Origin of the sequence: Pseudomonas sp. fls2-241-R2A-110 (assembly GCF_030209165.1) — a bacterium.
GTDB lineage: Bacteria > Pseudomonadota > Gammaproteobacteria > Pseudomonadales > Pseudomonadaceae > Aquipseudomonas.
This window is the reverse complement of record NZ_JARVSN010000010.1, coordinates 89,982-115,116: the sequence shown is the minus strand read 5'-3', so window position 1 is coordinate 115,116 and position 25,135 is coordinate 89,982. Positions and strand designations below refer to the sequence as shown.

Below are 25,135 nucleotides of genomic sequence, written 5' to 3'. Positions count from 1 at the left end.
CAGAAGCTAGATGTCCTTAAGTCGCGTCTCGGTCACCGCGGTGCGCAATCTGCACCCGGTGACCTTCTCCCCCTCCCCCCGAATCAACATTCTTTACGGCGCCAACGGCAGCGGCAAAACCAGTGTTCTGGAAGCCATTCATCTGCTGGGGCTTGCCCGTTCGTTTCGTAGCACCCGTCTTTTACCGGTGATCCAGTACGAGCAGTTGGCGTGTACGGTGTTCGGACAGGTGGAGTTGGCGGAAGGTGGGCATAGCGCTCTGGGAATCTCCCGCGACCGTCAGGGCGAGTTTCAAATCCGTATCGATGGGCAGAACGCCCGGAGTGCGGCGCAGCTGGCAGAAATCCTGCCGCTTCAGCTGATTAACCCTGACAGCTTTCGCTTGCTGGAGGGTGCACCCAAGATTCGCCGGCAGTTTCTCGACTGGGGCGTGTTCCACGTGGAACCGCGGTTCATGTCCACTTGGCAGCGCTTGCAGAAGGCCCTGCGCCAGAGAAACTCTTGGCTGCGGCATGGTACACTTGACGCCGTTTCGCAAGCGGTTTGGGACAGGGAACTGTGCCAGGCCAGCGCTGAAATAGATGAATACCGCCGCGCTTACATCAAAGCCTTGAAACCAGTCTTTGAACAGACCTTGAGCGAACTGGTTGAGCTTGAAGGTTTGACGCTCAGTTATTACCGAGGTTGGGACAAGGACCGCGAATTGAGTGCAGTGCTCGCCGGTTCCCTTCAGCGGGATCAGCAAATGGGTCACACCCAGGCCGGACCACAACGTGCTGATTTGCGTCTCAGACTGGGCGCACATAATGCCGCAGACATCTTGTCCCGCGGCCAGCAGAAGTTAGTGGTTTGTGCGTTGCGGATAGCCCAAGGGCACCTGGTGAGCCAGGCCCGGCGTGGCCAGTGTATTTATCTGGTGGATGACTTGCCGTCCGAACTGGACGAGCACCACCGTCGCGCGCTCTGCCGCTTGCTGGAAGACTTACGCTGCCAGGTGTTTATCACCTGTGTAGATCACGAATTATTGAGGGAAGGCTGGCAGACGGAAACGCCAGTCGCTCTGTTCCACGTGGAACAGGGCCGTATCACCCAGACCCACGACCATCGGGAGTGAAGGCATTGAGCGAAGAAAATACGAATACCTACGACTCAACGAGCATTAAAGTGCTGAAAGGCCTGGATGCCGTACGCAAACGTCCCGGTATGTACATTGGTGACACCGACGATGGTAGCGGTCTGCACCACATGGTCTTCGAGGTAGTCGACAACTCCATCGATGAAGCGCTCGCTGGCCACTGCGACGACATCAGCATCATTATCCACCCGGACGAATCCATCACCGTTCGCGACAACGGTCGTGGCATCCCGGTAGACGTGCACAAAGAAGAAGGCGTCTCGGCAGCTGAGGTCATCATGACCGTACTGCACGCCGGCGGTAAGTTCGACGATAACTCGTACAAGGTTTCTGGCGGTCTGCACGGTGTAGGTGTTTCGGTTGTTAACGCCCTGTCCGAAGAGCTGGTCCTGACCGTTCGCCGCAGTGGAAAGATCTGGGAACAGACCTACATCCACGGTGTTCCGAAAGAGCCAATGAAGATCGTCGGCGAGAGCGAAACCACCGGTACCCAGATTCACTTCAAACCATCCGACCTGACCTTCAAGAATATCCATTTCAGCTGGGACATCCTGGCCAAGCGGATCCGCGAACTGTCCTTCCTCAACTCCGGTGTCGGCATCGTCCTCAAGGACGAGCGCAGCGGCAAGGAAGAGCTGTTCAAATACGAAGGCGGTCTGCGTGCGTTCGTTGAATACCTGAACACCAACAAGACTCCGGTCAACCAGGTGTTCCACTTCAACATTCAGCGTGAAGACGGCATCGGCGTGGAAATCGCTCTGCAGTGGAACGACAGCTTCAACGAGAACCTGTTGTGCTTCACCAACAACATTCCACAGCGCGATGGCGGTACTCACTTGGTGGGTTTCCGTTCCGCACTGACGCGTAACCTGAACACCTACATCGAAGCGGAAGGTCTGGCGAAGAAGCACAAGGTCGCCACCACCGGTGACGATGCCCGCGAAGGCTTGACCGCGATCATTTCGGTGAAAGTCCCGGATCCGAAGTTCAGCTCCCAGACCAAAGACAAGCTGGTTTCTTCCGAAGTGAAGACCGCCGTCGAACAGGAAATGGGCAAGTACTTCTCCGACTTCCTGCTGGAAAACCCGAACGAAGCCAAGCTCGTCGTCGGCAAGATGATCGATGCTGCTCGTGCGCGGGAAGCGGCGCGTAAAGCCCGTGAGATGACCCGTCGTAAAGGCGCGCTGGATATTGCCGGCCTGCCGGGCAAACTGGCTGACTGCCAGGAAAAGGACCCTGCCCTCTCCGAACTGTACCTCGTGGAAGGTGACTCTGCTGGCGGCTCCGCCAAGCAGGGTCGTAACCGTAAAACCCAGGCCATCCTGCCGCTCAAAGGCAAGATCCTGAACGTTGAAAAGGCGCGATTCGACAAGATGATCTCTTCGCAAGAAGTGGGCACCTTGATCACCGCGCTCGGCTGTGGCATTGGTCGCGACGAGTACAACATTGCGAAGCTGCGTTATCACAACATCATCATCATGACCGATGCTGACGTCGACGGTTCGCACATCCGTACCCTGCTGCTGACCTTCTTCTTCCGTCAGTTGCCTGAGCTGATCGAGCGTGGCTACATCTACATCGCCCAGCCACCGCTGTACAAGGTTAAGAAGGGCAAGCAAGAGCAATACATCAAAGACGACGATGCCATGGAAGAGTACATGACGCAGTCGGCCCTGGAAGACGCGAGCCTGCACCTGAACGAGGAAGCACCGGGCATTTCCGGCCCTGCCCTCGAGCGCCTGGTGAATGACTTCCGTCTGGTGATGAAGACCCTCAAGCGTCTTTCGCGCCTGTACCCACAGGAACTGACCGAACACTTCATCTACCTGCCTGCAGTGAGCATGGAGCAACTGTCCGATCACGCAGCGATGCAGGATTGGCTGGCTCAGTACGAAGTTCGTCTGCGAACTGTTGAGAAGTCCGGCCTGGTGTACAAAGCCAGTCTGCGTGAAGACCGTGAACGTAACGTCTGGCTGCCAGAGGTCGAGTTGATCTCGCATGGCCTGTCGAACTACGTCACCTTCAACCGCGACTTCTTCGGCAGCAATGACTACAAAACCGTGGTATCGCTCGGCGCTCAATTGAGCACCTTGCTGGACGACGGCGCGTACATCCAGCGTGGCGAGCGCAAGAAGCCGGTCACCGAGTTCAAGGAAGCCCTTGAATGGCTGATGGCTGAAAGCACCAAGCGTCACACCATCCAGCGATACAAAGGTCTGGGCGAGATGAACCCGGATCAGCTGTGGGAAACCACCATGGACCCTAGCCAGCGCCGGATGCTCAAAGTGACCATCGAAGATGCCATTGGCGCAGACCAGATCTTCAACACCCTGATGGGTGATGCGGTCGAACCTCGTCGTGACTTCATCGAAAGCAACGCCTTGGCGGTTTCCAACCTGGACTTCTGATTCAGCAGAAATCCTGCCAAACCCAAAAGGCCAACGCTCAGCGTTGGCCTTTTTTATTGGATCTTGGCCACCCCCGTTAACAGCCTGACACAGCCATTGTTCAGGCACTGAAACACAGTAATTTCGAGCATAAAAAAACCGGCTATATCAGCCGGTTTTTTTGCGCCCGAAAAAAACTTATGCACCTTTTTCGGAATTTTATCAGTTTAAGAAATATACATATAAATCATATGCTTACGATATAAATAAGCCGCTTCTTGGAAAAACGGTACACAGGTTATCCACAGAATCTCAGACGGCGACCTGATCGTTGGCAGAGGGCGCTGCCGGGGCTGCTGGTAGCGAACCCATCTCCCGTTGCATCTGTTCGTTCCAGTGCTGCACACGGTCGTTCAGATCGGCAATGGCGCGCGGCCCGCTACCCTCGGCATACATCGGTGCGCCAATGATCACGGTGATCACGCCTTGCTTCTTTGCCCAACCGGTTTTCGGCCAGAATTTGCCGGCATTGTGTGCAATCGGCAGCACTGGAAGTGCCGCGTTGACCGCCAACGCGGTGCCTCCGCGAGAGAACTTGCCGATGGTGCCAAAGGGAACGCGCGTCCCTTCCGGGAAAATCAGCACCCAAACGCCATCCTTGAGCAATTCGTCGCCCCTCTTCGCCACATGCTTGAGCGCCGCTTTTGGATTGTCGCGATCGATGGCAATAGGACGCAGCATGGCCATGGCCCAACCGAAGAACGGAACATAGAGCAGTTCACGCTTCAGCACCTGGCTCAACGGCTCGAAGTAGGCCGATAGGAAGAACGTCTCCCAGGTGCTCTGGTGGTTCGACTGAATCACGCAGGGCTGGTCTGGCACGTTCTCGGCGCCCTTCACTTCGTAGCTGATGCCCAGAAAGACTTTGCTCAGCCATAAGGCGCAACGGCACCAATAAACATTGATAAAGCGATAACGCGCCTTGAACGGCAGAAAGGGCGCGATAAAAAAGCTCAGGCTGCACCAAAGCAAGGAGCTGGTGCCCAGCAGCAGGTAAAAGAGGAAGGTTCTGATGGCCTGCAGTATCGACATGGCGACATTTACCGTGCGGGCTCTGCCCGTCTATATAAAGTGCACTCCCGATCAATCCCTGGTCAGGAAATTCGAAAGCACTCTAATTGTGGATAAGTTCTGCGGCAATCGCCGCAAGATCGTCAAAAATCAAGGTGCCCACCGGCAGGGTCTTGCCCAAAGTCTTTTCGCCTTTCCCGGTCTTTACTAAAACTGGTTGAGAATCGACGGCTTTGGCGGCTTCCAGGTCACCGAGCGTGTCGCCAACGAACCATAGATTTGTCAGCGAAACGTTGTAATGCGTGGCGATGGTTTTCAACATCCCCGGTTTTGGCTTGCGGCAATCGCAGCCGTCGTCCGGCCCGTGCGGGCAATAGACGATCAGCCCGACTTCACCGCCCTGCTCCGCCACCAGCGAGCGAAGGCGCTCGTGCATGGCGTCCAGGGTGGCGATGTCGTAATAACCGCGCGCAATGCCCGACTGGTTGGTAGCCACCGCCACCGTCCAGCCGGCCTTGCTCAACTGCGCAATCGCCTCGATCGAGCCCGGGAGCGGAATCCACTCCTCCACCGACTTGATGTAAGCGTCGGAGTCGTAATTGATCACCCCGTCCCGATCGAGAATCAGCAGTTTCAACAGCAATTCCTCAGCCCAGCATCGAAATGTCGGCGACGCCGAGGAACAGCCCACGCAGACGCGCCAGCAATGCATAGCGGTTGGCGCGGACCTTGGCATCTTCAGCGTTGACCATCACGGCCTCGAAGAACGCATCCACCGGCTCGCGCAAGGCAGCCAGACGCGCCAGCGATTCACGGTACTGACGCGCAGCGGCCATCGGCTGTACAGCCTGGTCAGCCTGCTGGATCGCCGAGTACAGGGAGAACTCGTTGGCATTGTCGAAGTACTTGGCTTCCACGACCGACGGAACAGAGCCTTCGACCTTGCTCAGCAAGTTCGATACGCGCTTGTTCACCGCGGCCAGGGCAGCGGCTTCCGGCAATTTGCGGAACGCTTCTACCGCTTGTACGCGTTGGTCGAAGTCCAGCGCCGAACCCGGTTTCAGGGCACGTACCGACAGGTAAGTGCCGACGTCCACGCCTTCGTCTTCATAACGGGCACGTAGACGATCGAAGATGAACTCCAGCACCGCGTCATTCAGACCGGCAGCCTTCACCTTGGTACCGAACGCATTCACGGCAAACGCCACGGCATCGTTGAGGTCGAGGTCGAGCTTCTTGTCGATCAGGATGCGCAACACGCCGAGCGCGGCACGGCGCAAGGCATACGGGTCTTTGCTGCCGGTTGGCAACATGCCGATGCCGAAAATCCCGACCAGGGTGTCGAGCTTGTCGGCGATGGCCACGGCCGCCCCGGTCAGGGTGGTCGGCAGTTCAGCGCCGGCACCACGCGGCATGTACTGCTCGTTCAGTGCCAGGGCGACATCTTCCGGCTCGCCGTCGTTGAGGGCGTAGTAGTAACCGGCGACGCCTTGCATCTCCGGGAACTCACCGACCATCTCGGTGGCCAGGTCGCACTTGGACAGCAGGCCGGCACGGGAAGCCCAGGCTGCGTTGCCGCCAATGCGTTGCGCGATGAACGCGGCCAGTTTGGAAACACGCTCGGCCTTGTCATAGACGCTGCCGAGTTTTTCCTGGAACACCACGTTCTGCAGGCGCAGGTTGAAGTCTTCGAGTTTCTGCTTCTTGTCTTGCTTGAAGAAGAACTCGGCGTCGGTCAGGCGCGGACGAACCACTTTCTCGTTACCGGCGATGATCTGCTGCGGGTCTTTGCTTTCGATGTTGGCCACGGTAATGAAACGTGGCAGCAACTTGCCGTCGGCATCCAGCAGGCAGAAATACTTCTGGTTGTCCTGCATGGTGGTGATCAGGGCTTCTTGCGGCACGTCGAGGAAACGCTCCTCGAACGAGCACACCAGCGGCACCGGCCACTCAACCAGCGCAGTCACTTCGTCAAGCAAGGCTGGTGGCACGATTGCAGTACCTTCCTGCATCGTCGCCAGCTCTTCGGTGCGCTTGCTGATCAGCGCGCGACGCTCGTTGGCATCGGCCAGCACGTAAGCGCCGCGCAGATCGGCCAGGTAGTTGGCCGGCGAAGTGATGCGCACACTTTCCGGGTGATGGAAGCGGTGACCACGGGAATCACGGCCAGCCTTTTGCGCGAGGATGGTGCAGTCGATGACCTGGTCACCGAGCAACATCACCAGCCATTGGGTTGGGCGAACGAACTCTTCCTTGCGAGCACCCCAGCGCATGCGCTTGGGAATCGGCAGGTCGTTCAGGGAATCTTCGACGATGGTCGGCAGCAAGCTCGCGGTCGGCTTGCCGGCGATGCTTTGGCTGTAGCGCAGTTTCGGGCCGCTCTGATCGATTTCGCTCAGGTCGACGCCGCACTTCTTGGCAAAACCCAGTGCCGCTTGAGTCGGGTTGCCTTCGGCGTCGAACGCGGCCTGACGTGGCGGGCCGTCGAGGTTGATGCTGCGATCCGGCTGATGGGTGGCCAGAGAAGTGATCAGCACAGCCAGACGACGGGGCGCGGCGTAGACGGTTTTGGTCTCGTAGTTCAGGCCGGCGGCCTGCAAGCCTTTGTCGATACCGGCCAGGAACGCGTCGGCCAGGGTGTTCAGGGCTTTGGGTGGCAGTTCTTCGGTGCCCAGTTCAACCAGAAAATCTAGAGCACTCATTGTGCAGCCTCCAGCTTGGCCAGTACTTCATCACGCAGGTCCGGGGTCGCCATCGGGAAGCCCAGCTTGGCGCGAGCCAGCAGGTAGGCTTGCGCAACGGAACGCGCCAGGGTGCGCACTCGCAGGATGTATTGCTGACGCGCGGTCACCGAGATCGCCCGGCGCGCATCCAGCAGGTTGAAGGTATGGGACGCCTTCAACACCATTTCGTAGCTCGGCAATGGCAGCGGCTGGTCGAGTTCGATCAGGCGCTTGGCTTCGCTTTCGTAGAAATCGAACAGTTCGAACAGCTTCTCGACGTTGGCGTGTTCGAAGTTGTAGGTCGACTGCTCCACTTCGTTCTGGTGGAACACGTCGCCGTAGGTCACTTTGCCGAACGGACCGTCCGCCCAGACCAGGTCGTAGACCGAGTCCACGCCTTGCAGGTACATCGCCAGACGTTCCAGGCCGTAAGTGATCTCGCCGGTCACCGGGTAGCACTCGATGCCGCCCGCTTGCTGGAAGTAAGTGAACTGCGTCACTTCCATGCCGTTGAGCCAGACTTCCCAGCCCAGACCCCAGGCGCCCAGTGTCGGCGATTCCCAGTTGTCTTCAACGAAGCGAATGTCGTGGACCAACGGGTCCAGGCCAACGTGCTTGAGGGAGCCCAGGTACAGTTCCTGGAAATTGTCCGGGTTCGGCTTCAGGACAACCTGAAACTGGTAGTAATGCTGCAGACGGTTCGGGTTTTCGCCGTAGCGGCCGTCAGTCGGGCGACGACTGGGCTGCACATAAGCGGCGTTCCAGGTTTCCGGGCCGATGGCGCGCAGAAACGTGGCAGTGTGGAAAGTACCGGCGCCTACTTCCATATCGTAGGGCTGAAGTACCACGCAACCTTGCTCGGCCCAGTATTGCTGGAGGGCGAGGATCAAGTCTTGGAAGGTACGCACGGCTGGCGTAGGCTGGCTCACGAAATTCACCTGTTTCTTGGGCTGCGATTTAAAGAGCGGGAGTATACCCGATTCATTGCTGCGCACGCCCCCTGGAGCCTTATGCCACGCTGCTTTTGGTGTTCCGAAGATCCGCTGTACATGGCTTATCACGACCAGGAGTGGGGCGCGCCGCTACGCGATGCGCAGGGATTGTTCGAGTTGCTTTTGCTCGAAGGGTTCCAGGCAGGCCTCTCATGGATCACCGTGCTGCGTAAACGTGAGCGTTATCGCGAGGTGTTGTTCGGCTTCGACGTCCAGCGTGTGGCGCAGATGAGTGATGCGGAAATCGATGAATTGATGCTCGATCCAGGCATCATCCGCAATCGCCTGAAACTCAACGCCGCACGGCGCAACGCCCAGGCCTGGCTGACGCTGGAAGACCCGGTGGAGTTTCTCTGGTCTTTCGTTGGCGGCACGCCTGTGATCAATCATTTCAAGGATCGCACCGAAGTGCCGGCGATCACGCCAGTCGCCGTGGAGATGAGCAAAGGTTTGAAAAAGGCCGGCTTCACCTTCGTCGGCCCGACGATTTGCTACGCGCTGATGCAAGCCTCGGGCATGGTCATGGATCACACGCAAGACTGCGACCGCTACGCTCAGCTCGCCAACGGCGGTTAGAATAGCCGCCTCGCGCACAGCACAAGATCAGGAGTGACCTGTGGATAAGTTTAAAGGCGCCTTGCTGGTAGGCGCTCTGCGGCTGTTTGCCCTGCTTCCCTGGCGGGCAGTGCAAGCCGTGGGCTCGGCCATTGGCTGGGTCATGTGGAAAACCCCCAACCGTTCCCGCGACGTGGTGCGGATCAACCTTTCCAAGTGCTTTCCCGAGATGGACCCGGCCGAGCGTGAGCGTCTGGTGGGCCAAAGCCTGAAAGACATTGGCAAGTCGTTGACCGAAAGCGCCTGTGCGTGGATCTGGCCGGCCCAGCGCTCCATCGACCTGGTGCGCGAAGTCGAAGGCCTCGACGTTTTGAAAGACGCGCTTGCCTCTGGCAAAGGTGTCGTCGGCATCACCAGCCACCTGGGCAACTGGGAAGTGTTGAACCACTTCTATTGCAGCCAGTGCAAACCGATCATCTTCTATCGTCCGCCCAAGCTTAAGGCGGTGGATGATTTGCTGCGCAAGCAGCGCGTCCAGTTGGGCAACCGGGTGGCCGCTTCGACCAAGGAAGGCATCCTCAGTGTTATCAAGGAAGTGCGCAAAGGTGGTGCAGTCGGGATTCCGGCTGACCCGGAACCGGCTGAATCCGCCGGGATCTTTGTACCGTTCTTCGCCACACAGGCGCTGACCAGTAAATTCGTGCCGAACATGCTCGCTGGTGGTAAAGCCGTCGGTGTGTTCCTGCATGCGTTGCGGTTGCCGGACGGTTCCGGTTACAAAGTGATCCTCGAAGCCGCCCCAGAAGCCATGTACAGCACGGATACCGAGACCTCCTGCGCCGCCATGAGCCAGGTCGTGGAGCGTTATGTACGGGCTTATCCAAGCCAATACATGTGGAGCATGAAGCGCTTCAAGAAACGTCCGCCAGGCGAAGAGCGCTGGTATTGACTCGATTGGCATGATCTGTGGATAACCTTGGGGCCAAGGTTATCCACAACCGTTCATTCAAGGGCGCAAAAGATGTCCGAACTTCGCAAATCGTTTCGCATCAAGATCACTCACGAAAGTTTTGGCGAATGCCTTGGCCAGACCCGCAATCTTTCGGATACAGGCGTCTACGTCAAGCATCCGCGCTTGTCGTCGTTGTCCCGAGGCGCAGTGGTTTATGGTCAAGTGCAGGACTTACCCACAGGTGCTCCGCGGGTGCGCATGGAAGTGGTGCTGGTCGATGCCGATGGCATAGGTTTGCGCTATCTCTGATCAGTGCGACTGGCGTTCAAGCTTTTTCAGAAATACCGTCATCTCTTTCTCTGCTTGCTTGTCGCCATGGGCACGGGCAGCTTCCAGACCTCGTTCCCATGCCTGACGCGCGGCCGCAACGTCCGCGAGTGCCAGATGAGCCTTGCCCAATAGTTTCCAGGCCGCCGAATACTTCGGATCGAATTCGACGCAACGCTGGAAATGCTCGGCCGCCTTGGCGTTTTCCCCCAGATCCAGGTAGCCCTTGCCCAAGCCGAAGCGCAGCAATGAGTTATCCACACCCTTGGCGAGCATTTTTTCCAGGGATTCGAGCATTGGGTGGACTCCTTCTAGAGGTTGGTCAGCTTCAAGATAGCCATCGCGAGCAGGCTCACTCCCACAGTGGATTTTTGCCGGACACAAGATCTGTATTCACTGAAGAAATACTGTGGGAGTGAGCCTGCTCGCGATGAGGCCAGACCGGCCGCCGCAGCTTCTGGATCAGAAGAAGCTCAGCCCCACATGGAACAGCTTTTCCACATCCCGAATATGCTTTTTATCCACAAGGAACAGAATCACATGGTCGCCCGTTTCGATCACTGTGTCGTCGTGGGCAATGATCACTTCTTCATCACGAATGATCGCGCCAATCGTTGTACCCGGCGGCAAGCCGATGTTCTCGATGGCCTTGCCAATCACCTTGCTCGACTTCGCGTCACCATGGGCAATCGCCTCGATGGCCTCCGCCGCGCCGCGGCGCAGTGAGTGCACGCTGACGATATCGCCGCGGCGCACGTGGGCCAGCAAAGTGCCGATGGTCGCCAGTTGCGGGCTGATGGCAATATCGATGTCGCCGCCCTGAATCAAATCAACGTACGCCGGGTTGTTGATGATCGTCATCACCTTCTTCGCGCCGAGGCGCTTGGCCAGCAGCGAAGACATGATGTTGGCTTCGTCATCGTTGGTCAGGGCCAGGAAGATGTCCGCGTCGGCAATGTTCTCCTCCATCAGCAAGTCGCGGTCGGAGGCACTGCCCTGCAACACCACGGTGCTGTCGAGGGTGTCCGAGAGATGGCGGCAGCGCGCCGGGTTCATCTCGATAATCTTGACCTGGTAGCGACTTTCGATCGCCTCGGCCAGACGCTCACCGATCTGCCCGCCGCCGGCAATGACGATACGCTTGTACGTTTCATCCAGACGGCGCATTTCGCTCATCACCGCGCGAATATTCGCTTTGGCGGCGATGAAAAACACCTCGTCGTCGGCCTCGATGACGGTATCGCCCTGAGGCAAAATCGGCCGATCACGACGAAAAATGGCCGCAACACGGGTTTCAACGTTTGGCATGTGCTCGCGTAACTGACGCAGTTGCTGACCCACCAGCGGGCCGCCGTAGTAAGCCTTCACGGCCACCAATTGCGCTTTGCCTTCGGCGAAGTCAATCACCTGCAAGGCGCCTGGATGCTGTATCAAGCGCTTGATGTAGTTGGTGACCACTTGCTCCGGGCTGATCAGCACGTCCACCGGAATCGCGTCGTTATCGAACAACTCGGATCGCGTGAGGTACGCCGCTTCGCGGACCCGGGCAATTTTGGTCGGAGTGTGGAACAGGGTGTGGGCGACCTGACAGGCGACCATATTGGTTTCGTCGCTGTTGGTCACCGCCACCAGCATGTCAGCGTCGTCCGCGCCGGCCTGGCGCAGCACCGTCGGCAATGAGCCGCGGCCCTGCACAGTGCGAATGTCCAGCCGATCGCCGAGGTCACGCAGGCGTTCGCCATCGGTGTCTACCACCGTGATGTCGTTGGCCTCGCTGGCCAAGTGTTCCGCCAGCGAACCGCCGACCTGCCCTGCGCCGAGGATGATGATTTTCATCCAGTCACTCCCTTGAAATCCGGTTAACCGCGCGCGGCGGCGATCTTGATCAGCTTGGCGTAGTAGAAACCGTCGTGACCACCTTCCTGGGCAAGCAACTGTCGACCGTGCGGCTGCTTGATGCCGGCCGTCGTGGCGAGGTCCAGCTCACGGGCACCCGGGGTGCGAGCGAGGAACGCTTCGATGACCTCGGTGTTCTCGGTCGGCAGCGTGGAGCAGGTGGCGTAAAGAAGAATCCCACCGACTTCCAGCGTTATCCACAGGGCATCGAGCAACTCGCCTTGCAGCACTGCCAATGCGGCGATGTCGTCGGGTTGGCGTGTCAGCTTGATGTCCGGGTGACGACGGATCACGCCGGTGGCCGAGCACGGCGCGTCCAGCAAGATGCGTTGAAACGGTTTGCCGTCCCACCAGGTGGCGGTATCGCGGCCATCGGCGGCGATCAGGTCGGCGCTCAGGCCAAGGCGCGCAAGGTTTTCGCGCACTCGCACCAGACGCTTGGCTTCCAGGTCCACCGCCACGACGCCAGCCAGTTTTGGCTCGGCTTCAAGAATGTGGCAGGTTTTGCCGCCCGGCGCGCAGCAGGCGTCCAGCACCCGTTGGCCTGGCGCCAGGTCGAGCAGGTCTGCGGCCAGTTGTGCCGCTTCGTCCTGCACACTGATCCAGCCTTCGGCGAAGCCGGGCAAGCTGCGCACGTCGGCCGCTGCTTCGAGGATGATGCCGTCCTGGCTGTAAATGCACGGCGTGGCGGCGATACCGGCTTGCGCGAGCAAGCCGAGATAAGCATCGCGAGAATGATGGCGACGGTTGACCCGCAGAATCATCGGCGGATGCGCATTGTTCGCCGCGCAAATGGCTTCCCACTGCTCAGGCCAGAACGCCTTCAGGGATTTCTGCAGCCAGCGCGGATGAGCGGTGCGCACCACCGGATCATGTTCCAGTTCGGCCAGCAGCGCTTCGCTTTCACGCTGGGCGCGGCGCAGCACGGCATTGAGCAACGCCTTGGCCCACGGTTTTTTCAGCTTGTCGGCGCAGCCCACGGTTTCGCCGATGGCGGCGTGGGCCGGAACGCGGGTGTAGAGCAATTGGTAGAGACCGACCAGCAGCAACGCCTCGACATCAGCGTCCGCCGCCTTGAACGGCTTCTGCAGCAACTTGGCCGCCAGCGCCGACAAACGCGGTTGCCAGCGCGCGGTGCCGAATGCCAGGTCCTGGGTGAAGCCGCGATCACGGTCTTCAACCTTGTCCATTTGTGTGGGCAGCGAACTGTTGAGGGATGCCTTACCGTTGAGAACAGCAGCCAGTGCCTTGGCGGCGGCCAGACGCGGATTCATTGAGCGTCCGCCACTTGGCCGAGCTGGGTGCCGACGGCGAATTTCTCACGACGGCTGTTGAATACGTCGCTGAAGTTCAGCGCCTTGCCGCCAGGCAATTGCAAACGGGTCAGGCACAAGGCGTGCTCGCCGCAGGCGACGATCAAGCCGTCCTTGCTGGCGCTGAGGATTTCCCCCGGTGCGCCCTGCCCTTCGGCCACGCTCGCGGCCAGCACTTTCAGGGCTTCGCCATTGAGCGTGCTGTGAGTGATCGGCCATGGGTTGAAGGCACGGACCAGACGCTCCAGCTCAACCGCCGGGCGGCTCCAATCGATGCGTGCTTCGTCCTTGTTCAATTTGTGCGCGTAGGTGGCAAGACTGTCGTCCTGCACTTCGCCTTTCAGGGTGCCGGCGGCGAGCCCGGCAATCGCCTGAATCACCGCCGGTGGGCCCATTTCGGCCAGACGGTCGTGGAGGCTGCCGCCGGTGTCTTCAGCGGTGATCGGCGTGGTGACTTTGAGCAGCATCGGCCCGGTGTCCAGGCCCAGTTCCATGCGCATCACGGTCACGCCGCTTTCGCTATCGCCCGCTTCGACGGCGCGCTGGATCGGCGCCGCACCGCGCCAGCGTGGCAGCAACGAGGCATGGCTGTTGATGCAACCCAGGCGTGGAATATCCAGCACCGCTTGCGGCAGGATCAGGCCGTAGGCGACCACCACCAGCAAGTCCGGCTTGAGCGCAGCCAGTTCGGCCTGGGCGTCTTCGTTGCGCAGGGTGGGCGGTTGCAACACCGGGATGTTGTTTTCCAGCGCGAGTTGCTTGACCGGGCTTGGCATCAGTTTTTGCCCGCGACCTGCCGGACGATCCGGCTGGGTGTAGACCGCGACGATCTCGTAAGGGCTGTCGAGCAGGGCCTTGAGGTGTTCGGCGGCGAATTCCGGGGTGCCGGCAAAGACGATGCGCAGTGGCTCAGTCATGGGAGCAATCTCTGAAAAGAAAAAGGCTTGCCGCGGCAAGCCTTTGAAAGAAGGGCATCAAGCGTTCTGGCGATGGAGCTTTTCCAGTTTCTTCTTGATTCGGTCGCGTTTGAGGTTGGACAGGTAGTCGACGAACAATTTGCCATTCAGGTGGTCGCATTCATGCTGGATGCACACCGCGAGCAGGCCTTCGGCGATCATTTCGTAAGGCTGGCCGTCGCGATCCAGGGCCTTGACCTTGACCTTCTGCGGACGGTCGACGTTTTCGTAGAAACCCGGCACCGAGAGGCAGCCTTCCTGGTATTGCTCCATCTCGTCGGTCAGCGCTTCGAACTCGGGGTTGATGAACACCCGCGGTTCGCTGCGGTCTTCGGAGAGGTCCATCACGACGATACGTTTGTGCACGTTGACCTGGGTCGCGGCGAGGCCGATGCCTGGCGCTTCATACATTGTTTCAAACATATCATCGACCAACTGACGCACTTCGTCGTCCACTACGGTCACCGGTTTGGCGATCGTGCGCAGGCGCGAGTCGGGGAATTCGAGGATGTCTAAAATGGCCATAAGCTTAATTGCTGCACGTGTGAGGTAAAGTCGGGCGATGGCCTGGCGGGTCCGAAGATGCCGGCTACCGTTGTGAAGCGTAGCTCCCTGTTCTTTTCAGAATAGATGAGCGAGCCACGAGGGCTCTGGCGTTTCACGCGAACGCACATAATAAAGGGATTCACCGCATGAGGAAATCACTACTCGCCTTGCTCCTTCTGGCCTCGGCCGGTTTGGCGCACGGGCAGGTGCAACTCAAGGAAGGTTTTCCAGCGCAATACACGGTGGTCGCGGGAGACACACTCTGGGACATTTCAGGCAAATTTCTGCGCGAGCCATGGAAATGGCCGGAGCTGTGGCAGGCCAACCCGCAGATCGAAAACCCCAATCTCATCTATCCCGGCGATTCGTTGTCGCTGGTCTACGTCAATGGCCAGCCGCGCCTGACCCTCAATCGTGGCGCCTCTCGGGGCACCATCAAGCTCTCGCCTCGGGTGCGCAGTGCGCCGGTGGCTGACGCGATCCCGAGCATTCCGTTGAAATCGATCAACAGTTTCTTGTTGAGCAACCGCATCGTCGACAAGGTCGAGGACTTCGACAAGGCGCCCTACATTGTTGCCGGAGATGCCGAACGCGTGCTCAGCGGCACCGGCGATCGCATCTTCGCCCGCGGCCATTTCGACCCGAACCAGCCGGTCTACGGCATCTTCCGTCAGGGCAAGGTCTATACCGATCCCGACAGCAAAGAGTTTCTGGGGATCAACGCCGACGACATCGGGGGCGGTGAGATTGTCGCCACCGAAGGTGATGTCGCCACCCTGGCGCTGCAACGCACGACTCAGGAGGTTCGACTGGGTGACCGTTTGTTCAGTGGTGAAGAGCGATCCATCAACTCGACCTTCATGCCCAGTGCGCCCAAGACACCGGTCAACGGGTTGATTATCGATGTGCCGCGCGGGGTCACCCAGATTGGTGCCCTGGATGTTGTCACGTTGAACAAAGGCCAGCGCGATGGTCTGGTCGAAGGCAACGTGCTGGTGGTGATGAAAACCGGTGAAACCGTGCGTGACCGGATCACCGGTCAACCGTTGAAAATTCCTGATGAGCGTGCGGGATTGCTGATGGTTTTCCGCACCTACGACAAGCTTAGTTACGGTTTGGTGCTCAACGCGTCGCGCTCCTTGGCCGTCATGGACAAGGTGCGAAATCCGTAGGCCTGCTCCACAAGTTACCAACAGAGTTATCCACAGCTTATTCCCGTTTGAACGGGGCTCATAACGATCAAGGATGATCCATGTCGCTGTCTGCCGTCACACCGGTTTCCCCTTCGGAACTGGAAGCTCGTTTACGCCTGCATCGCTTGCCGGAAATCGGTCCTGCGCGCTTTCGCAAATTGCTCGAAGCGTTTGGATCGGCCTCCAAAGCCATCAGCGCACCAGCCAGCGCCTGGCGCTCGTTGGGCTTGCCGCTGGCCTGCGCCGATGCGCGACGAGCCCAGGAAGTACGCGATGGCGCGAGCCACGCATTGGCCTGGCTAGAGCGTTCGGGCCAGCATTTACTGATGTGGGACCAGCCTGACTACCCGGCGCTGCTGGCACAGATCAGCGATGCTCCGCCGCTGTTGTTTGTGGCGGGCGATCCGGGGATTCTGGAAATTCCACAGCTGGCGATGGTCGGCAGTCGTCGCGCATCACGACCGGGCATGGACACTGCCACGGCGTTTTCGCGCAGTCTGGCCAGTGCCGGTTTCGTCATTACCAGTGGTCTGGCGCTGGGCATCGATGCCGCCGCGCATCAGGCCGCTTTGGACGTGGGCGGGCGAACGGTCGGTGTACTTGGCACGGGACTTGAAAAGTTTTATCCACAGCGCAATCGACGGCTGGCGGACGCCATGATTGCATCGGGTAGCGCGGTGCTTTCCGAGTTCCCGCTGGACGCCGGCCCTAGCGCCAGCAACTTCCCTCGGCGCAACCGGATCATCAGCGGTTTATCCCTGGGTGTGCTGGTGGTCGAGGCCAGTATTGCGAGCGGTTCGTTGATTACCGCGAGACTGGCGGCGGAACAGGGTCGCGAGGTCTACGCGATTCCGGGATCGATCCATCATCCTGGCGCCAAGGGCTGTCATCAATTGATCCGCGACGGCGCGGTGTTGGTGGAAGCTATTGAACATATCCTTGAAGCGCTACGCGGCTGGCAACGGTTGCCGTTATCCACAGACACTCCGGCGGTGGCGCACCCGTTGCTCAAGTTGCTCCACGCCGCGCCCCACACCAGTGAAGCATTGTCTGTCAGCAGCGGTTGGGCCTTGTCCAAAGTGCTGGCGGCGTTGACGGAGCTGGAAATGGACGGCCGGGCAGTCTGTGAAAGCGGGCGTTGGTTTGCACGGGTGAGCTAGGTTTTATAAGGAAGATCGGTAAACTGCGCAGAGCCTTATTCCGGAGAGTTTTTCATGGTCAACAGTTGGCGTGTGCAACAAGCCGCACGAGCCATTCGCGCAGGGGCGGTGATTGCCTATCCAACCGAAGCCGTCTGGGGCCTGGGTTGCGACCCGTGGGACGAAGAGGCGGTCTATCGTCTGCTGGCGATCAAGGGTCGGTCAGTGGAAAAAGGGTTGATTCTGGTGGCTGACAACATTCGCCAGTTCGACTTCCTTTTCGAAGACTTTCCTGAATTGTGGATGGATCGCATGGCCAGCACCTGGCCTGGGCCGAACACCTGGCTGGTGCCGCATCAGAATATGTTGCCGCAGTGGATTACCGGCGTGCATGAAACGGTGGCGCTGCGGGTCAGCGATCATCCGTTGGTGAGGGATTTGTGTGCAGTGGTCGGGCCGTTGGTTTCAACGTCGGCCAACCCACAGGGCCAGCCCGCGGCGCGCACGCGAATTCGCGTCGAGCAGTATTTCCGTGGGCAAGTGGATTACGTGTTGGGTGGGAATCTGGGCGGGCGCAAGAATCCGAGCGTGATTCGAGACCTGGCGACCGGTAACGTCATCCGCCCGGATTAAGACCGCGGCGCTGCCAATCGCGAGCAGGCTCGCTCCCACAGTGGATCATTGCCGAACACCCAATCTGTGTTCGCTGAAGATCTCATGTGGGAGCGAGCCTGCTCGCGATGGCGTCCTTCAGGGCAACAAAACCGTCGAGCCAGTCGTACGCCGCGCCGACAACTCAGCCTGCGCTTTCGCCGCTTCAGCCAGCGGATACTTCTGGCTGATGTCCACCTTCAACTTCCCACTGATGATCATCTCGAACAGCTCATCCGCCATGCGCTGCAGGTTCTCTGCATTGTTGGCGTAAGTCGCCAGCGTCGGCCGGGTGACGTACAACGATCCTTTCGCCGCCAAAATCCCCAGGTTCACCCCGTCGACCGCTCCCGACGCATTGCCGAAACTCACCACCAGGCCGCGCGGAGCAACGCTGTCCAGTGACGTCAGCCACGTGTCCTTGCCTACGCCGTCGTACACCACGGGGACTTTTTTCCCGTCAGTCAATTCCAGTACGCGTTGTGCGACATTTTCATGGCTGTAATCGATGGTTGCCCAGGCACCGTTGGCCTTTGCCAGCGCCGCTTTCTGCGCCGAGCTGACCGTTCCGATCAGCTTCACGCCCAGAGCCTTGGCCCATTGGCACGCCAGCGAACCGACACCGCCGGCCGCTGCGTGAAACAGAATGGTTTCACCGCCCTTGAGTTCATAGGTCTGACGCAACAGGTATTGCACGGTCAGGCCTTTGAGCATCACCCCGGCAGCCTGTTCGAAACTGATGGCATCCGGCAGGTGCACCAGATTGGCCTCGGGCAATACATGAACGTCGCTATAAGCGCCCAATGGGCCGCTGCCGTACGCCACACGATCACCGATCTTGAAGCGGGTGACTTCGCTGCCCACTGCCTCGACCACGCCCGCGCCTTCCGCACCCAGGCCCGATGGCAGGGCGGGTGGCGAATAGAGACCACTGCGGTAGTAGGTATCGATGAAGTTCAGGCCGATGGCCTTGTTGGCCACGCGAACCTGCTGCGGGCCGGGCTCGGCGGGTTGATAGTCGACATACTCGAGCACTTCGGGGCCGCCATGGGCGCGAAACTGGATACGCTTTGCCATCAGAACTCTCCTTAGGTCATTTGCGAAGCTCCCTATCGGACTCCTAAGCTTGACCTTCGTCAACTGCGGCAGGCCCATCTGCGATGTTATGCTACGCGCCCATTTGCGCCGGCCCCCGTTCCGATGGAGCGCCGCGTAGCTTTGCCCGATTCAAGGTGATGACATGACGACCCGCACCGAGGCCGTAAAAGCCTACCTGCTCGACCTGCAAGACCGCATTTGCGCAGCCCTGGAAGCCGAAGACGGCGGCACGCACTTCGTCGAAGACGCCTGGGCCCGGCCTGCTGGTGGCGGTGGTCGCACGCGAGTGATCGAAAACGGCGCAGTGATCGAAAAGGGCGGCGTCAACTTTTCCCACGTCTTTGGCAGCGGTCTTCCACCGTCCGCCAGCGCTCATCGGCCAGAACTGGCCGGGCGTGGCTTCGAAGCCCTGGGCGTGTCGTTGGTGATTCACCCGCACAACCCACACGTGCCGACTTCCCACGCCAATGTGCGCTTTTTCATCGCGGAAAAAGAAGGTGAAGAGCCGGTCTGGTGGTTCGGCGGCGGCTTCGACCTGACCCCTTATTACGGCAATATCGATGACTGCGTACACTGGCACCGAGTCGCCGAGCAGGCATGTGCGCCCTTCGGTCCGGACGTCTACCCACGCTACAAAGCCTGGTGTGACAGCTACTTCCACATCAAGCACCGTCACGAGCCGCGCGGCATCGGCGGTCTGTTCTTCGATGACTTGAACGAGTGGGACTTCGACACCAGTTTCGCCTTCATGCGCGCCATCGGTGACGCCTACATCGACGCCTACCTGCCGATCATGCAGCGCCGCAAAAAGGATCCCTTCACTGCCAAGCAGCGTGAATTCCAGGAATTCCGTCGCGGGCGCTACGTCGAGTTCAACCTGGTTTACGACCGTGGCACGCTGTTCGGCCTGCAATCAGGCGGGCGCACCGAGTCGATTCTCATGTCGCTGCCGCCGCAAGTGCGCTGGAGCTACGACTGGAAAGCCGAGCCCGGTAGCGAAGAAGCACGCCTGACCGACTACTTCCTGCAAGATCGCGATTGGTTGGCCGAAGCCTGAACGAGGAGTTCTGATGGACCGTTACGTCGTATTCGGTAACCCGATTGCCCACAGCAAGTCGCCGCTGATTCACCGTTTGTTTGCCGAGCAAACCGCTCAGGAACTGGACTACAGCACCTCGCTGGCGCCGCTCGACGATTTTTCCGGTTTCGCCCGGGCATTTTTCCTCGAAGGTCGTGGGGCGAATGTCACGGTGCCGTTCAAGGAAGATGCCTTTCGCCTGGCCGATAGCCTGACGCAACGGGCACAGCGGGCTGGCGCGGTAAACACCTTGAGCAAACTCGACGATGGCACGCTGCTCGGTGACAACACTGACGGCGCCGGGCTGGTGCGCGACTTGACCGTCAACGCCGGTTTCAGCCTCAAGGGTAAACGCATCCTGTTGCTCGGTGCTGGCGGCGCGGTGCGTGGTGCGTTGGAACCGCTGCTGGCGGAGCAGCCGGCGTCGGTAATCATCGCCAACCGCACGGTGGAAAAAGCCGAGCTGCTGGCGGAGCTGTTCTGCGACTTGGGGCCGGTGTCGGCCAGTGGCTTTGACTGGTTGCGCGAGCCGGTGGACCTGATCATCAATGCGACATCGGCGAGTTTGTCGGGTGATGTGCCGCCGATTGCCAGCAGCCTGATCGAAGCGGGCAAAACGGTGTGCTACGACATGATGTACGGCAAAGAGCCGACTTCGTTCTGTCGTTGGGCCAGTGAACACGGCGCGGCAGTGTCGATGGACGGCTTGGGCATGCTGGCTGAACAAGCGGCGGAAGCCTTCTTCCTGTGGCGCGGCGTGCGCCCGGACACGGCGCCGGTGCTGGCCGAACTTCGCCGGCAACTCGCCCTGTAACTACTGTAGGAGCTAGCTTGCTCGCGATGACAACGGTACATCCAACATTGATGTATCAGAACGACCGCCATCGCGAGCAAGCTCGCTCCCACAGGGGATTTGCGCCATGACGGATCAATCCTCAAACCGGATCGGGCATTTCTCCGCGCCTTCGAGCTTTCTCAGTTCTTCTATCACCGGTGGCCGAGCGCCACGCAGGGTCAGGCTGCGATCCTGGCGTAGAAGCCGTCGCGCTTCCTGGTGCAGCATTTCCACCCCCGAATAGTCGATAAAGTTGATCTGCTGCGCCTCGATCACGACCCGCGCGCCGTGCATGCGTTGCAGACGTACTTGCAGGTAATGGCTGGCGCCGAAAAAGATCGACCCGCCGACCTGCAGAATATCTTCATCGCCTTCGCGCCAATGCTGCACGCGCGGCTGCGAAGTGCGTTTGAGATAGAAGAACAAGGACGCCAGCACCCCGGCGTAAATCGCCGTCTGCAACTCCAGCAGCAGCGTGGCGACACAGGTCAGCGCCATCACCAGGAACTCGGCGCGACTGACCCGCAACAATGCGCGAATGCCGCGATGATCCACCAGGCCCCAGGCGATCAGCAAAATACTGCCTGCCATTGCCGGGATCGGAATGTGTGCGATCAGCACCGCGCCGAAGATCGCGAACAGCGCCACCCACATGGCCGAAAAGACACCAGCCAACGGTGAGCACGCACCCGCTTCGTAGCTCAGGCCCGAACGGGTGAAGGAGCCGGCCGACAGTGATCCGGAAAAGAACGCACCGACAATGTTCGATAATCCCTGGGCGCGGACTTCCTGATTGGCGTCGAGCAATTGCTGAGAGCGCGCCGACAAGGAACGGGCAATCGACAGGCTCGTCACCAACCCGAGCATTCCGACGGCCACGGCGCTGGGCAGCAGGCGCAGGATAAGATCCAGGTCCAGCGGCAGCGGGCTGAACGGCGGCAGTCGCCCGACAAACGCGCTGACCAATTTCACATGACCGAACATCGATGGCCAAACCCACACCAGCAGTCCGCTCAACACCAAGGTGATCAGCAGTGTCGGCCAGCGTGGCAGCAGCATTTTCAGGATCACGCCCACCACGACCGTCGCCACGCCCAGTACCAGTGAAGGCTTGTCCATCGCGCCGAGATGACTCAACAGCATCGTCAGGCTATTTAACGCCGTGGCTTGATTGGGCAGGTCCAGCCCCAGCAGGTTCGGCAGTTGGCCGATGGCAATCACCACCGCCGCGCCGAGGGTGAAACCCAGCACCACCGAGTGCGAGACGAAATTCACCAGCGCGCCAAACCGCAGCAAACCCAGGAGCCACTGGAAAATGCCGGCCAGAAAGGTCAGCAACAGGATCAACGTCACGTAATCCTGTGTCGCTGGAACCGCCAGTGGGCTGACGCTCGCGTACAGGACAATGGAAATGGCCGCCGTCGGACCGCAGATCAAATGCCACGACGAACCCCACAGGCAGGCGATCAACACCGGGATGATCGCAGCATAGAGGCCGTATTCGGGCGGGAGACCGGCGATCAGTGCGTAGGCAATGGATTGCGGCAACGCGAGAATGGCGCCACTGAGGCCGACAATCAGATCACGGCCGACACTGGCGCGGGTTTGCCGGGGCAACCAGGGAAGGAAGGGAAAGAGTGAATGGCGGCTGGGGAAGGCCATGGATCCTCTCGGTGAGTGACTGTATGGCGTCAGGGTGGTGTGTCAGTTGCGTAGGCGCAAGGTTATAAATCGATTCGCGAGCAGGCTCGCTCCCACATATTCACGGTGTTTCTGTGGGAGCGAGCCTGCTCGCGATAGCGTCTGCAAACCTTAAAGTTTGGCTTTTACTGCCGTCAACGCATCCTTCCCATCCACGGTCTTCACGCCGTCAAGCCACTTGTCGAGCACGGCCGGGTTCGCCTTGATCCACGCTTTGGCCGCATCGGCATTGCTGACTTTTTTGTTCACCACCTCGGCCATGATGCTGTTTTCCATCTCCTGAGTGAAACTCAGGTTGGTCAGCAACTTGCCAACGTTCGGACAGGCCTGTGCATAACCTTTGCGCGTCAGCGTGTGGACGCTGCCAGTGTCGCCGAAATACTTCTCGCCGCCCTTCAGGTAATGCATTTTCAACTGCACGTTCATCGGGTGCGGAGTCCAGCCGAGGAAGGTCACGAATTTCTGTTTCTTCACCGCGCGAGACACTTCGGCGAGCATCGCCTGCTCGCTGGATTCGACCAGTTTCCATTGACCCATGTCGAAATCATTCTTCTTGATGATCTCTTGCAGCGAAATGTTCGCCGGGGCGCCGGAGCCGATGCCGTAGATCTTCTTGTCGAACTTGTCGGCAAACTTGTTCAGGTCGGAAAAGTTATGCACACCCGCGTCCCAGACATAGTCCGGAACCGCGAGGGTGAACTCGGTGCCGTCGAGGTTCTTGGCGAGTTGCGTGACATCGCCGGTGGCCACGAACTTGTCGTAGAACCCCTGCTGCGCCGGCATCCAGTTACCCAGGAACACATCCACCTGGCCATCCTTCAACCCGCCAAAGGTGATCGGCACCGCAAGGGTATCGACCTTGGCCTTGTAGCCCATGCCGTCCAGCAGAAACCCGGTGATGGCGTTGGTCGCGGCGATGTCGCTCCAGCCAGGGTCGGCCATTTTCACCGTGTCGCAGCTTTGATCGGCATAAACCGATGCGCTGCCCAGAGCCAAAAGCCCGACCGTCAGTACTGTGGATAACTTTTGCATGGACTTCCCCTTAACATTATTGGTTTTGGCAGGGTTGTGGATAACGTGCTTTGCGCTCCAGGTCATCGAGGTCGATGTGGTTGCGCATGTACTGCTGACTGGCGTCCACCAGCGGCTGGTGATCCCAGCTCTTCAGCTTGCCGATGGTCAACGCATCGGCGACGAAACGCCGGCGTCGCTGGCTGGCGAGCACCTGTTGGTGAATAGCCGGGATGTCCCATTTGGCGCGCGCCTCGGCGAGAAAATCCTCGAACAGCTGCCGATGCTGCGGCGATTGGCTGAGTTCTTCTTGCTCGCGCGGGTCATTGTGTACGTCGAAGAGTAGGCAAGGGTCGTCTTCGCTGTAGATGAATTTGTAGGCACCGCGACGAATCATCATCAAAGGACTGATGGTGCCCTCGGCCATGTATTCGCCGAACACTTCGTCGTGACCGCCCTGCCCTTGCAGATGCGGCACCAGCGAGCGGCCGTCCAGCGGCAGGCCTGGCTCCAGCGAACCGCCGGCCAGTTCCACGAAGGTGGGCAGCAGGTCAGCGGTGGAAACGGACGCGCTGACCCGGCCAGCCCCGAATTGCCCCGGCGCACTGATCAGCAAAGGCACTCGCGCGGCCATTTCGAACCAATGCATTTTGTACCAGAGGCCGCGCTCGCCAAGCATGTCGCCGTGATCGCCAGAGAAGACAATGATCGTGTCATCAATCAACCCCGTTTCTTCGAGCGTTTGCAGGAGTTTGCCGACGTTGCTGTCAATATAGCTGCAAGCACCGAAGTAAGCGCGGCGCGCGTCGCGAATCTTATCCACAGGCAGCGGCTTGTCCCACAGGTCGTAAACCTTGAGCAAGCGCTGAGAGTGCGGGTCGAGCTCGGCCTGCGCGGGAGTTTCTGGTAATGGGATGTCGGCATCGTCGTACAGGTCCCAGAAAGCCTTGGGAATGGTGTACGGGTCGTGTGGGTGTGTCATCGACACGGTCAGGCAAAACGGCTGGTCGCCATCCTCACGGATGTGATCGAACAGGTATTGCTGGGCCTTGAACACTACCTCTTCATCGAAATCCAGCTGATTGGTGCGCACGCACGGCCCGGCTTGCAGCACCGACGACATGTTGTGATACCAGGTCGGACGGACGTCCGGTTCATCCCAATTCACGGCCCAACCGTAGTCGGCCGGGTAAATGTCGCTGGTCAAACGTTCTTCATAACCGTGGAGTTGGTCCGGGCCGCAAAAGTGCATCTTGCCCGAGAGCGCGGTGCGGTAGCCGAGTCGACGCAGGTAGTGGGCATAGGTCGGTACATCGGCGGGAAAATCAGCCGCGTTGTCGTAAGCGCCGATCTTGCTCGGCAATTGACCGCTGACCAGCGTGAAGCGCGATGGCGCGCACAGCGGGCTGTTGCAATAGGCAGCGTCGAACACCACGCCTTCGGCGGCGAGGCGGCTCAAATTAGGCAGTTTGATGGGCGAAGGGCCGTAGAACGGCAACATTGGCGCGGCCATCTGATCGGCCATGATGAAAAGAATATTCTTGCGCTTCATGTGATCGCGGCATTCCATAGTGAA

23 protein-coding genes are annotated in these 25,135 nt (G+C 59.5%); 10 read left to right on the top strand and 13 right to left on the bottom strand.

Annotation, left to right across the window (positions count from 1 at the left end):
- Positions 1 to 10: 10 nt before the first annotated feature.
- The gene (gene recF, locus QRN31_RS08740) at positions 11 to 1,114 is read left to right on the top strand and encodes a DNA replication/repair protein RecF (protein ID WP_007969883.1); all 1,104 of its coding nucleotides are present in this window, start codon (positions 11 to 13) and stop codon (positions 1,112 to 1,114) included.
- A 5-nt stretch (positions 1,115 to 1,119) separates the two neighbouring features.
- Complete coding sequence (gene gyrB, locus QRN31_RS08735; protein ID WP_090177574.1) at positions 1,120 to 3,543, top strand: DNA topoisomerase (ATP-hydrolyzing) subunit B; 2,424 nt, start codon at positions 1,120 to 1,122, stop codon at positions 3,541 to 3,543.
- Positions 3,544 to 3,834: 291 nt separating this feature from the next.
- Here gyrB and QRN31_RS08730 read toward each other — a convergent pair whose 3' ends face one another.
- The 4 genes from QRN31_RS08730 to glyQ all read right to left on the bottom strand — a co-directional run bounded on the left by QRN31_RS08730 (position 3,835) and on the right by glyQ (position 8,245).
- A complete protein-coding gene (locus tag QRN31_RS08730; RefSeq protein WP_285431486.1) occupies positions 3,835 to 4,614 on the bottom strand; it encodes a lysophospholipid acyltransferase family protein in 780 nt (259 codons plus the stop codon).
- A gap of 82 nt (positions 4,615 to 4,696) precedes the next feature.
- Entirely contained in the window at positions 4,697 to 5,236 is a 540-nt protein-coding gene (gene gmhB, locus QRN31_RS08725) for a D-glycero-beta-D-manno-heptose 1,7-bisphosphate 7-phosphatase (RefSeq protein WP_285431484.1), read from the bottom strand.
- Between the two features lie 4 nt (positions 5,237 to 5,240).
- The gene (gene glyS, locus QRN31_RS08720; RefSeq protein ID WP_285431482.1) at positions 5,241 to 7,295 is read right to left on the bottom strand and encodes a glycine--tRNA ligase subunit beta; all 2,055 of its coding nucleotides are present in this window, start codon (positions 7,293 to 7,295) and stop codon (positions 5,241 to 5,243) included.
- Complete coding sequence (glyQ, locus tag QRN31_RS08715) at positions 7,292 to 8,245, bottom strand: glycine--tRNA ligase subunit alpha (RefSeq protein ID WP_003213601.1); 954 nt, start codon at positions 8,243 to 8,245, stop codon at positions 7,292 to 7,294. The genes glyS and glyQ overlap by 4 nt, the downstream gene beginning before the upstream one ends.
- Before the next feature lie 81 nt (positions 8,246 to 8,326).
- On the opposite strand from glyQ, the gene tag reads away from it, so the two are divergent.
- The 3 genes from tag to QRN31_RS08700 all read left to right on the top strand — a co-directional run bounded on the left by tag (position 8,327) and on the right by QRN31_RS08700 (position 10,124).
- A complete protein-coding gene (gene tag, locus QRN31_RS08710) occupies positions 8,327 to 8,884 on the top strand; it encodes a DNA-3-methyladenine glycosylase I (RefSeq protein ID WP_285431479.1) in 558 nt (185 codons plus the stop codon).
- A 40-nt stretch (positions 8,885 to 8,924) separates the two neighbouring features.
- The gene (locus tag QRN31_RS08705; RefSeq protein ID WP_090177553.1) at positions 8,925 to 9,812 is read left to right on the top strand and encodes a lysophospholipid acyltransferase; all 888 of its coding nucleotides are present in this window, start codon (positions 8,925 to 8,927) and stop codon (positions 9,810 to 9,812) included.
- Between the two features lie 72 nt (positions 9,813 to 9,884).
- The gene (locus tag QRN31_RS08700; RefSeq protein ID WP_090177550.1) at positions 9,885 to 10,124 is read left to right on the top strand and encodes a pilus assembly protein PilZ; all 240 of its coding nucleotides are present in this window, start codon (positions 9,885 to 9,887) and stop codon (positions 10,122 to 10,124) included.
- Here QRN31_RS08700 and QRN31_RS08695 read toward each other — a convergent pair whose 3' ends face one another.
- The 5 genes from QRN31_RS08695 to def all read right to left on the bottom strand — a co-directional run bounded on the left by QRN31_RS08695 (position 10,125) and on the right by def (position 14,832).
- The gene (locus tag QRN31_RS08695) at positions 10,125 to 10,439 is read right to left on the bottom strand and encodes a tetratricopeptide repeat protein (protein WP_285431477.1); all 315 of its coding nucleotides are present in this window, start codon (positions 10,437 to 10,439) and stop codon (positions 10,125 to 10,127) included.
- 165 nt (positions 10,440 to 10,604) lie between these two features.
- On the bottom strand, positions 10,605 to 11,978 hold the full coding sequence (gene trkA, locus QRN31_RS08690) for a Trk system potassium transporter TrkA (protein ID WP_285431476.1): 1,374 nt from the start codon (positions 11,976 to 11,978) through the stop codon (positions 10,605 to 10,607).
- Positions 11,979 to 12,001: 23 nt separating this feature from the next.
- Entirely contained in the window at positions 12,002 to 13,312 is a 1,311-nt protein-coding gene (gene rsmB, locus QRN31_RS08685) for a 16S rRNA (cytosine(967)-C(5))-methyltransferase RsmB (protein WP_285431474.1), read from the bottom strand.
- Positions 13,309 to 14,268 carry a methionyl-tRNA formyltransferase gene (fmt, locus tag QRN31_RS08680; RefSeq protein WP_285431473.1) on the bottom strand — a complete coding sequence of 320 codons (960 nt, stop codon included), beginning with the start codon at positions 14,266 to 14,268 and terminating at the stop codon, positions 13,309 to 13,311. The genes rsmB and fmt overlap by 4 nt, the downstream gene beginning before the upstream one ends.
- Before the next feature lie 57 nt (positions 14,269 to 14,325).
- Positions 14,326 to 14,832 (bottom strand): peptide deformylase, encoded by a 507-nt coding sequence (gene def, locus QRN31_RS08675; RefSeq protein ID WP_285431471.1) that lies wholly within the window; start codon positions 14,830 to 14,832, stop codon positions 14,326 to 14,328.
- A 167-nt stretch (positions 14,833 to 14,999) separates the two neighbouring features.
- Between def and QRN31_RS08670 the strand changes: the two genes are divergently transcribed.
- The 3 genes from QRN31_RS08670 (at position 15,000) to tsaC (ending at position 17,818) form a co-directional block, all read left to right on the top strand.
- Entirely contained in the window at positions 15,000 to 16,025 is a 1,026-nt protein-coding gene (locus QRN31_RS08670) for a LysM peptidoglycan-binding domain-containing protein (protein ID WP_285431469.1), read from the top strand.
- 80 nt (positions 16,026 to 16,105) lie between these two features.
- Positions 16,106 to 17,206, top strand: a complete 1,101-nt coding sequence (gene dprA, locus QRN31_RS08665; protein WP_285431468.1) for a DNA-processing protein DprA — start codon at positions 16,106 to 16,108, stop codon at positions 17,204 to 17,206.
- Positions 17,207 to 17,260: 54 nt separating this feature from the next.
- Complete coding sequence (gene tsaC / locus QRN31_RS08660) at positions 17,261 to 17,818, top strand: L-threonylcarbamoyladenylate synthase type 1 TsaC (protein ID WP_008155669.1); 558 nt, start codon at positions 17,261 to 17,263, stop codon at positions 17,816 to 17,818.
- 117 nt (positions 17,819 to 17,935) lie between these two features.
- Here the strand turns inward: tsaC and QRN31_RS08655 are convergent, their stop codons facing one another.
- Entirely contained in the window at positions 17,936 to 18,913 is a 978-nt protein-coding gene (locus QRN31_RS08655; protein WP_285431465.1) for an NADPH:quinone reductase, read from the bottom strand.
- A 163-nt stretch (positions 18,914 to 19,076) separates the two neighbouring features.
- On the opposite strand from QRN31_RS08655, the gene hemF reads away from it, so the two are divergent.
- Positions 19,077 to 19,991: an oxygen-dependent coproporphyrinogen oxidase gene (gene hemF, locus QRN31_RS08650; RefSeq protein WP_285431463.1), complete on the top strand. Its 915-nt coding sequence runs from the start codon at positions 19,077 to 19,079 to the stop codon at positions 19,989 to 19,991.
- Positions 19,992 to 20,004: 13 nt separating this feature from the next.
- Entirely contained in the window at positions 20,005 to 20,826 is an 822-nt protein-coding gene (gene aroE / locus QRN31_RS08645; RefSeq protein WP_285431461.1) for a shikimate dehydrogenase, read from the top strand.
- Positions 20,827 to 20,940: 114 nt separating this feature from the next.
- Here the strand turns inward: aroE and QRN31_RS08640 are convergent, their stop codons facing one another.
- The 3 genes from QRN31_RS08640 to betC form a co-directional block, all read right to left on the bottom strand.
- Positions 20,941 to 22,509 (bottom strand): SulP family inorganic anion transporter, encoded by a 1,569-nt coding sequence (locus QRN31_RS08640; protein WP_285431460.1) that lies wholly within the window; start codon positions 22,507 to 22,509, stop codon positions 20,941 to 20,943.
- Between the two features lie 150 nt (positions 22,510 to 22,659).
- Positions 22,660 to 23,580, bottom strand: a complete 921-nt coding sequence (gene choX, locus QRN31_RS08635) for a choline ABC transporter substrate-binding protein (RefSeq protein ID WP_285431458.1) — start codon at positions 23,578 to 23,580, stop codon at positions 22,660 to 22,662.
- Positions 23,581 to 23,596: 16 nt separating this feature from the next.
- Positions 23,597 to 25,111, bottom strand: coding sequence for a choline-sulfatase (betC, locus tag QRN31_RS08630; RefSeq protein ID WP_285431456.1), 1,515 nt, complete (start codon positions 25,109 to 25,111; stop codon positions 23,597 to 23,599).
- Between the last annotated feature and the right edge of the window lie 24 nt (positions 25,112 to 25,135).

What these genes read in the sequence shown, in the direction of transcription:
- recF (WP_007969883.1), top strand. Translation starts at nt 11, where the DNA reads ATGTCCTTAAGTCGCGTCTCGGTCACCGCGGTGCGCAATCTGCACCCG.
- QRN31_RS08730 (WP_285431486.1), bottom strand. Translation starts at nt 4,614, where the DNA reads ATGTCGATACTGCAGGCCATCAGAACCTTCCTCTTTTACCTGCTGCTG.
- glyS (WP_285431482.1), bottom strand. Translation starts at nt 7,295, where the DNA reads ATGAGTGCTCTAGATTTTCTGGTTGAACTGGGCACCGAAGAACTGCCA.
- tag (WP_285431479.1), top strand. Translation starts at nt 8,327, where the DNA reads ATGCCACGCTGCTTTTGGTGTTCCGAAGATCCGCTGTACATGGCTTAT.
- QRN31_RS08700 (WP_090177550.1), top strand. Translation starts at nt 9,885, where the DNA reads ATGTCCGAACTTCGCAAATCGTTTCGCATCAAGATCACTCACGAAAGT.
- QRN31_RS08695 (WP_285431477.1), bottom strand. Translation starts at nt 10,439, where the DNA reads ATGCTCGAATCCCTGGAAAAAATGCTCGCCAAGGGTGTGGATAACTCA.
- trkA (WP_285431476.1), bottom strand. Translation starts at nt 11,978, where the DNA reads ATGAAAATCATCATCCTCGGCGCAGGGCAGGTCGGCGGTTCGCTGGCG.
- rsmB (WP_285431474.1), bottom strand. Translation starts at nt 13,312, where the DNA reads ATGAATCCGCGTCTGGCCGCCGCCAAGGCACTGGCTGCTGTTCTCAAC.
- fmt (WP_285431473.1), bottom strand. Translation starts at nt 14,268, where the DNA reads ATGACTGAGCCACTGCGCATCGTCTTTGCCGGCACCCCGGAATTCGCC.
- def (WP_285431471.1), bottom strand. Translation starts at nt 14,832, where the DNA reads ATGGCCATTTTAGACATCCTCGAATTCCCCGACTCGCGCCTGCGCACG.
- QRN31_RS08670 (WP_285431469.1), top strand. Translation starts at nt 15,000, where the DNA reads ATGAGGAAATCACTACTCGCCTTGCTCCTTCTGGCCTCGGCCGGTTTG.
- dprA (WP_285431468.1), top strand. Translation starts at nt 16,106, where the DNA reads ATGTCGCTGTCTGCCGTCACACCGGTTTCCCCTTCGGAACTGGAAGCT.
- tsaC (WP_008155669.1), top strand. Translation starts at nt 17,261, where the DNA reads ATGGTCAACAGTTGGCGTGTGCAACAAGCCGCACGAGCCATTCGCGCA.
- QRN31_RS08655 (WP_285431465.1), bottom strand. Translation starts at nt 18,913, where the DNA reads ATGGCAAAGCGTATCCAGTTTCGCGCCCATGGCGGCCCCGAAGTGCTC.
- hemF (WP_285431463.1), top strand. Translation starts at nt 19,077, where the DNA reads ATGACGACCCGCACCGAGGCCGTAAAAGCCTACCTGCTCGACCTGCAA.
- aroE (WP_285431461.1), top strand. Translation starts at nt 20,005, where the DNA reads ATGGACCGTTACGTCGTATTCGGTAACCCGATTGCCCACAGCAAGTCG.
- QRN31_RS08640 (WP_285431460.1), bottom strand. Translation starts at nt 22,509, where the DNA reads ATGGCCTTCCCCAGCCGCCATTCACTCTTTCCCTTCCTTCCCTGGTTG.
- choX (WP_285431458.1), bottom strand. Translation starts at nt 23,580, where the DNA reads ATGCAAAAGTTATCCACAGTACTGACGGTCGGGCTTTTGGCTCTGGGC.
- betC (WP_285431456.1), bottom strand. Translation starts at nt 25,111, where the DNA reads ATGAAGCGCAAGAATATTCTTTTCATCATGGCCGATCAGATGGCCGCG.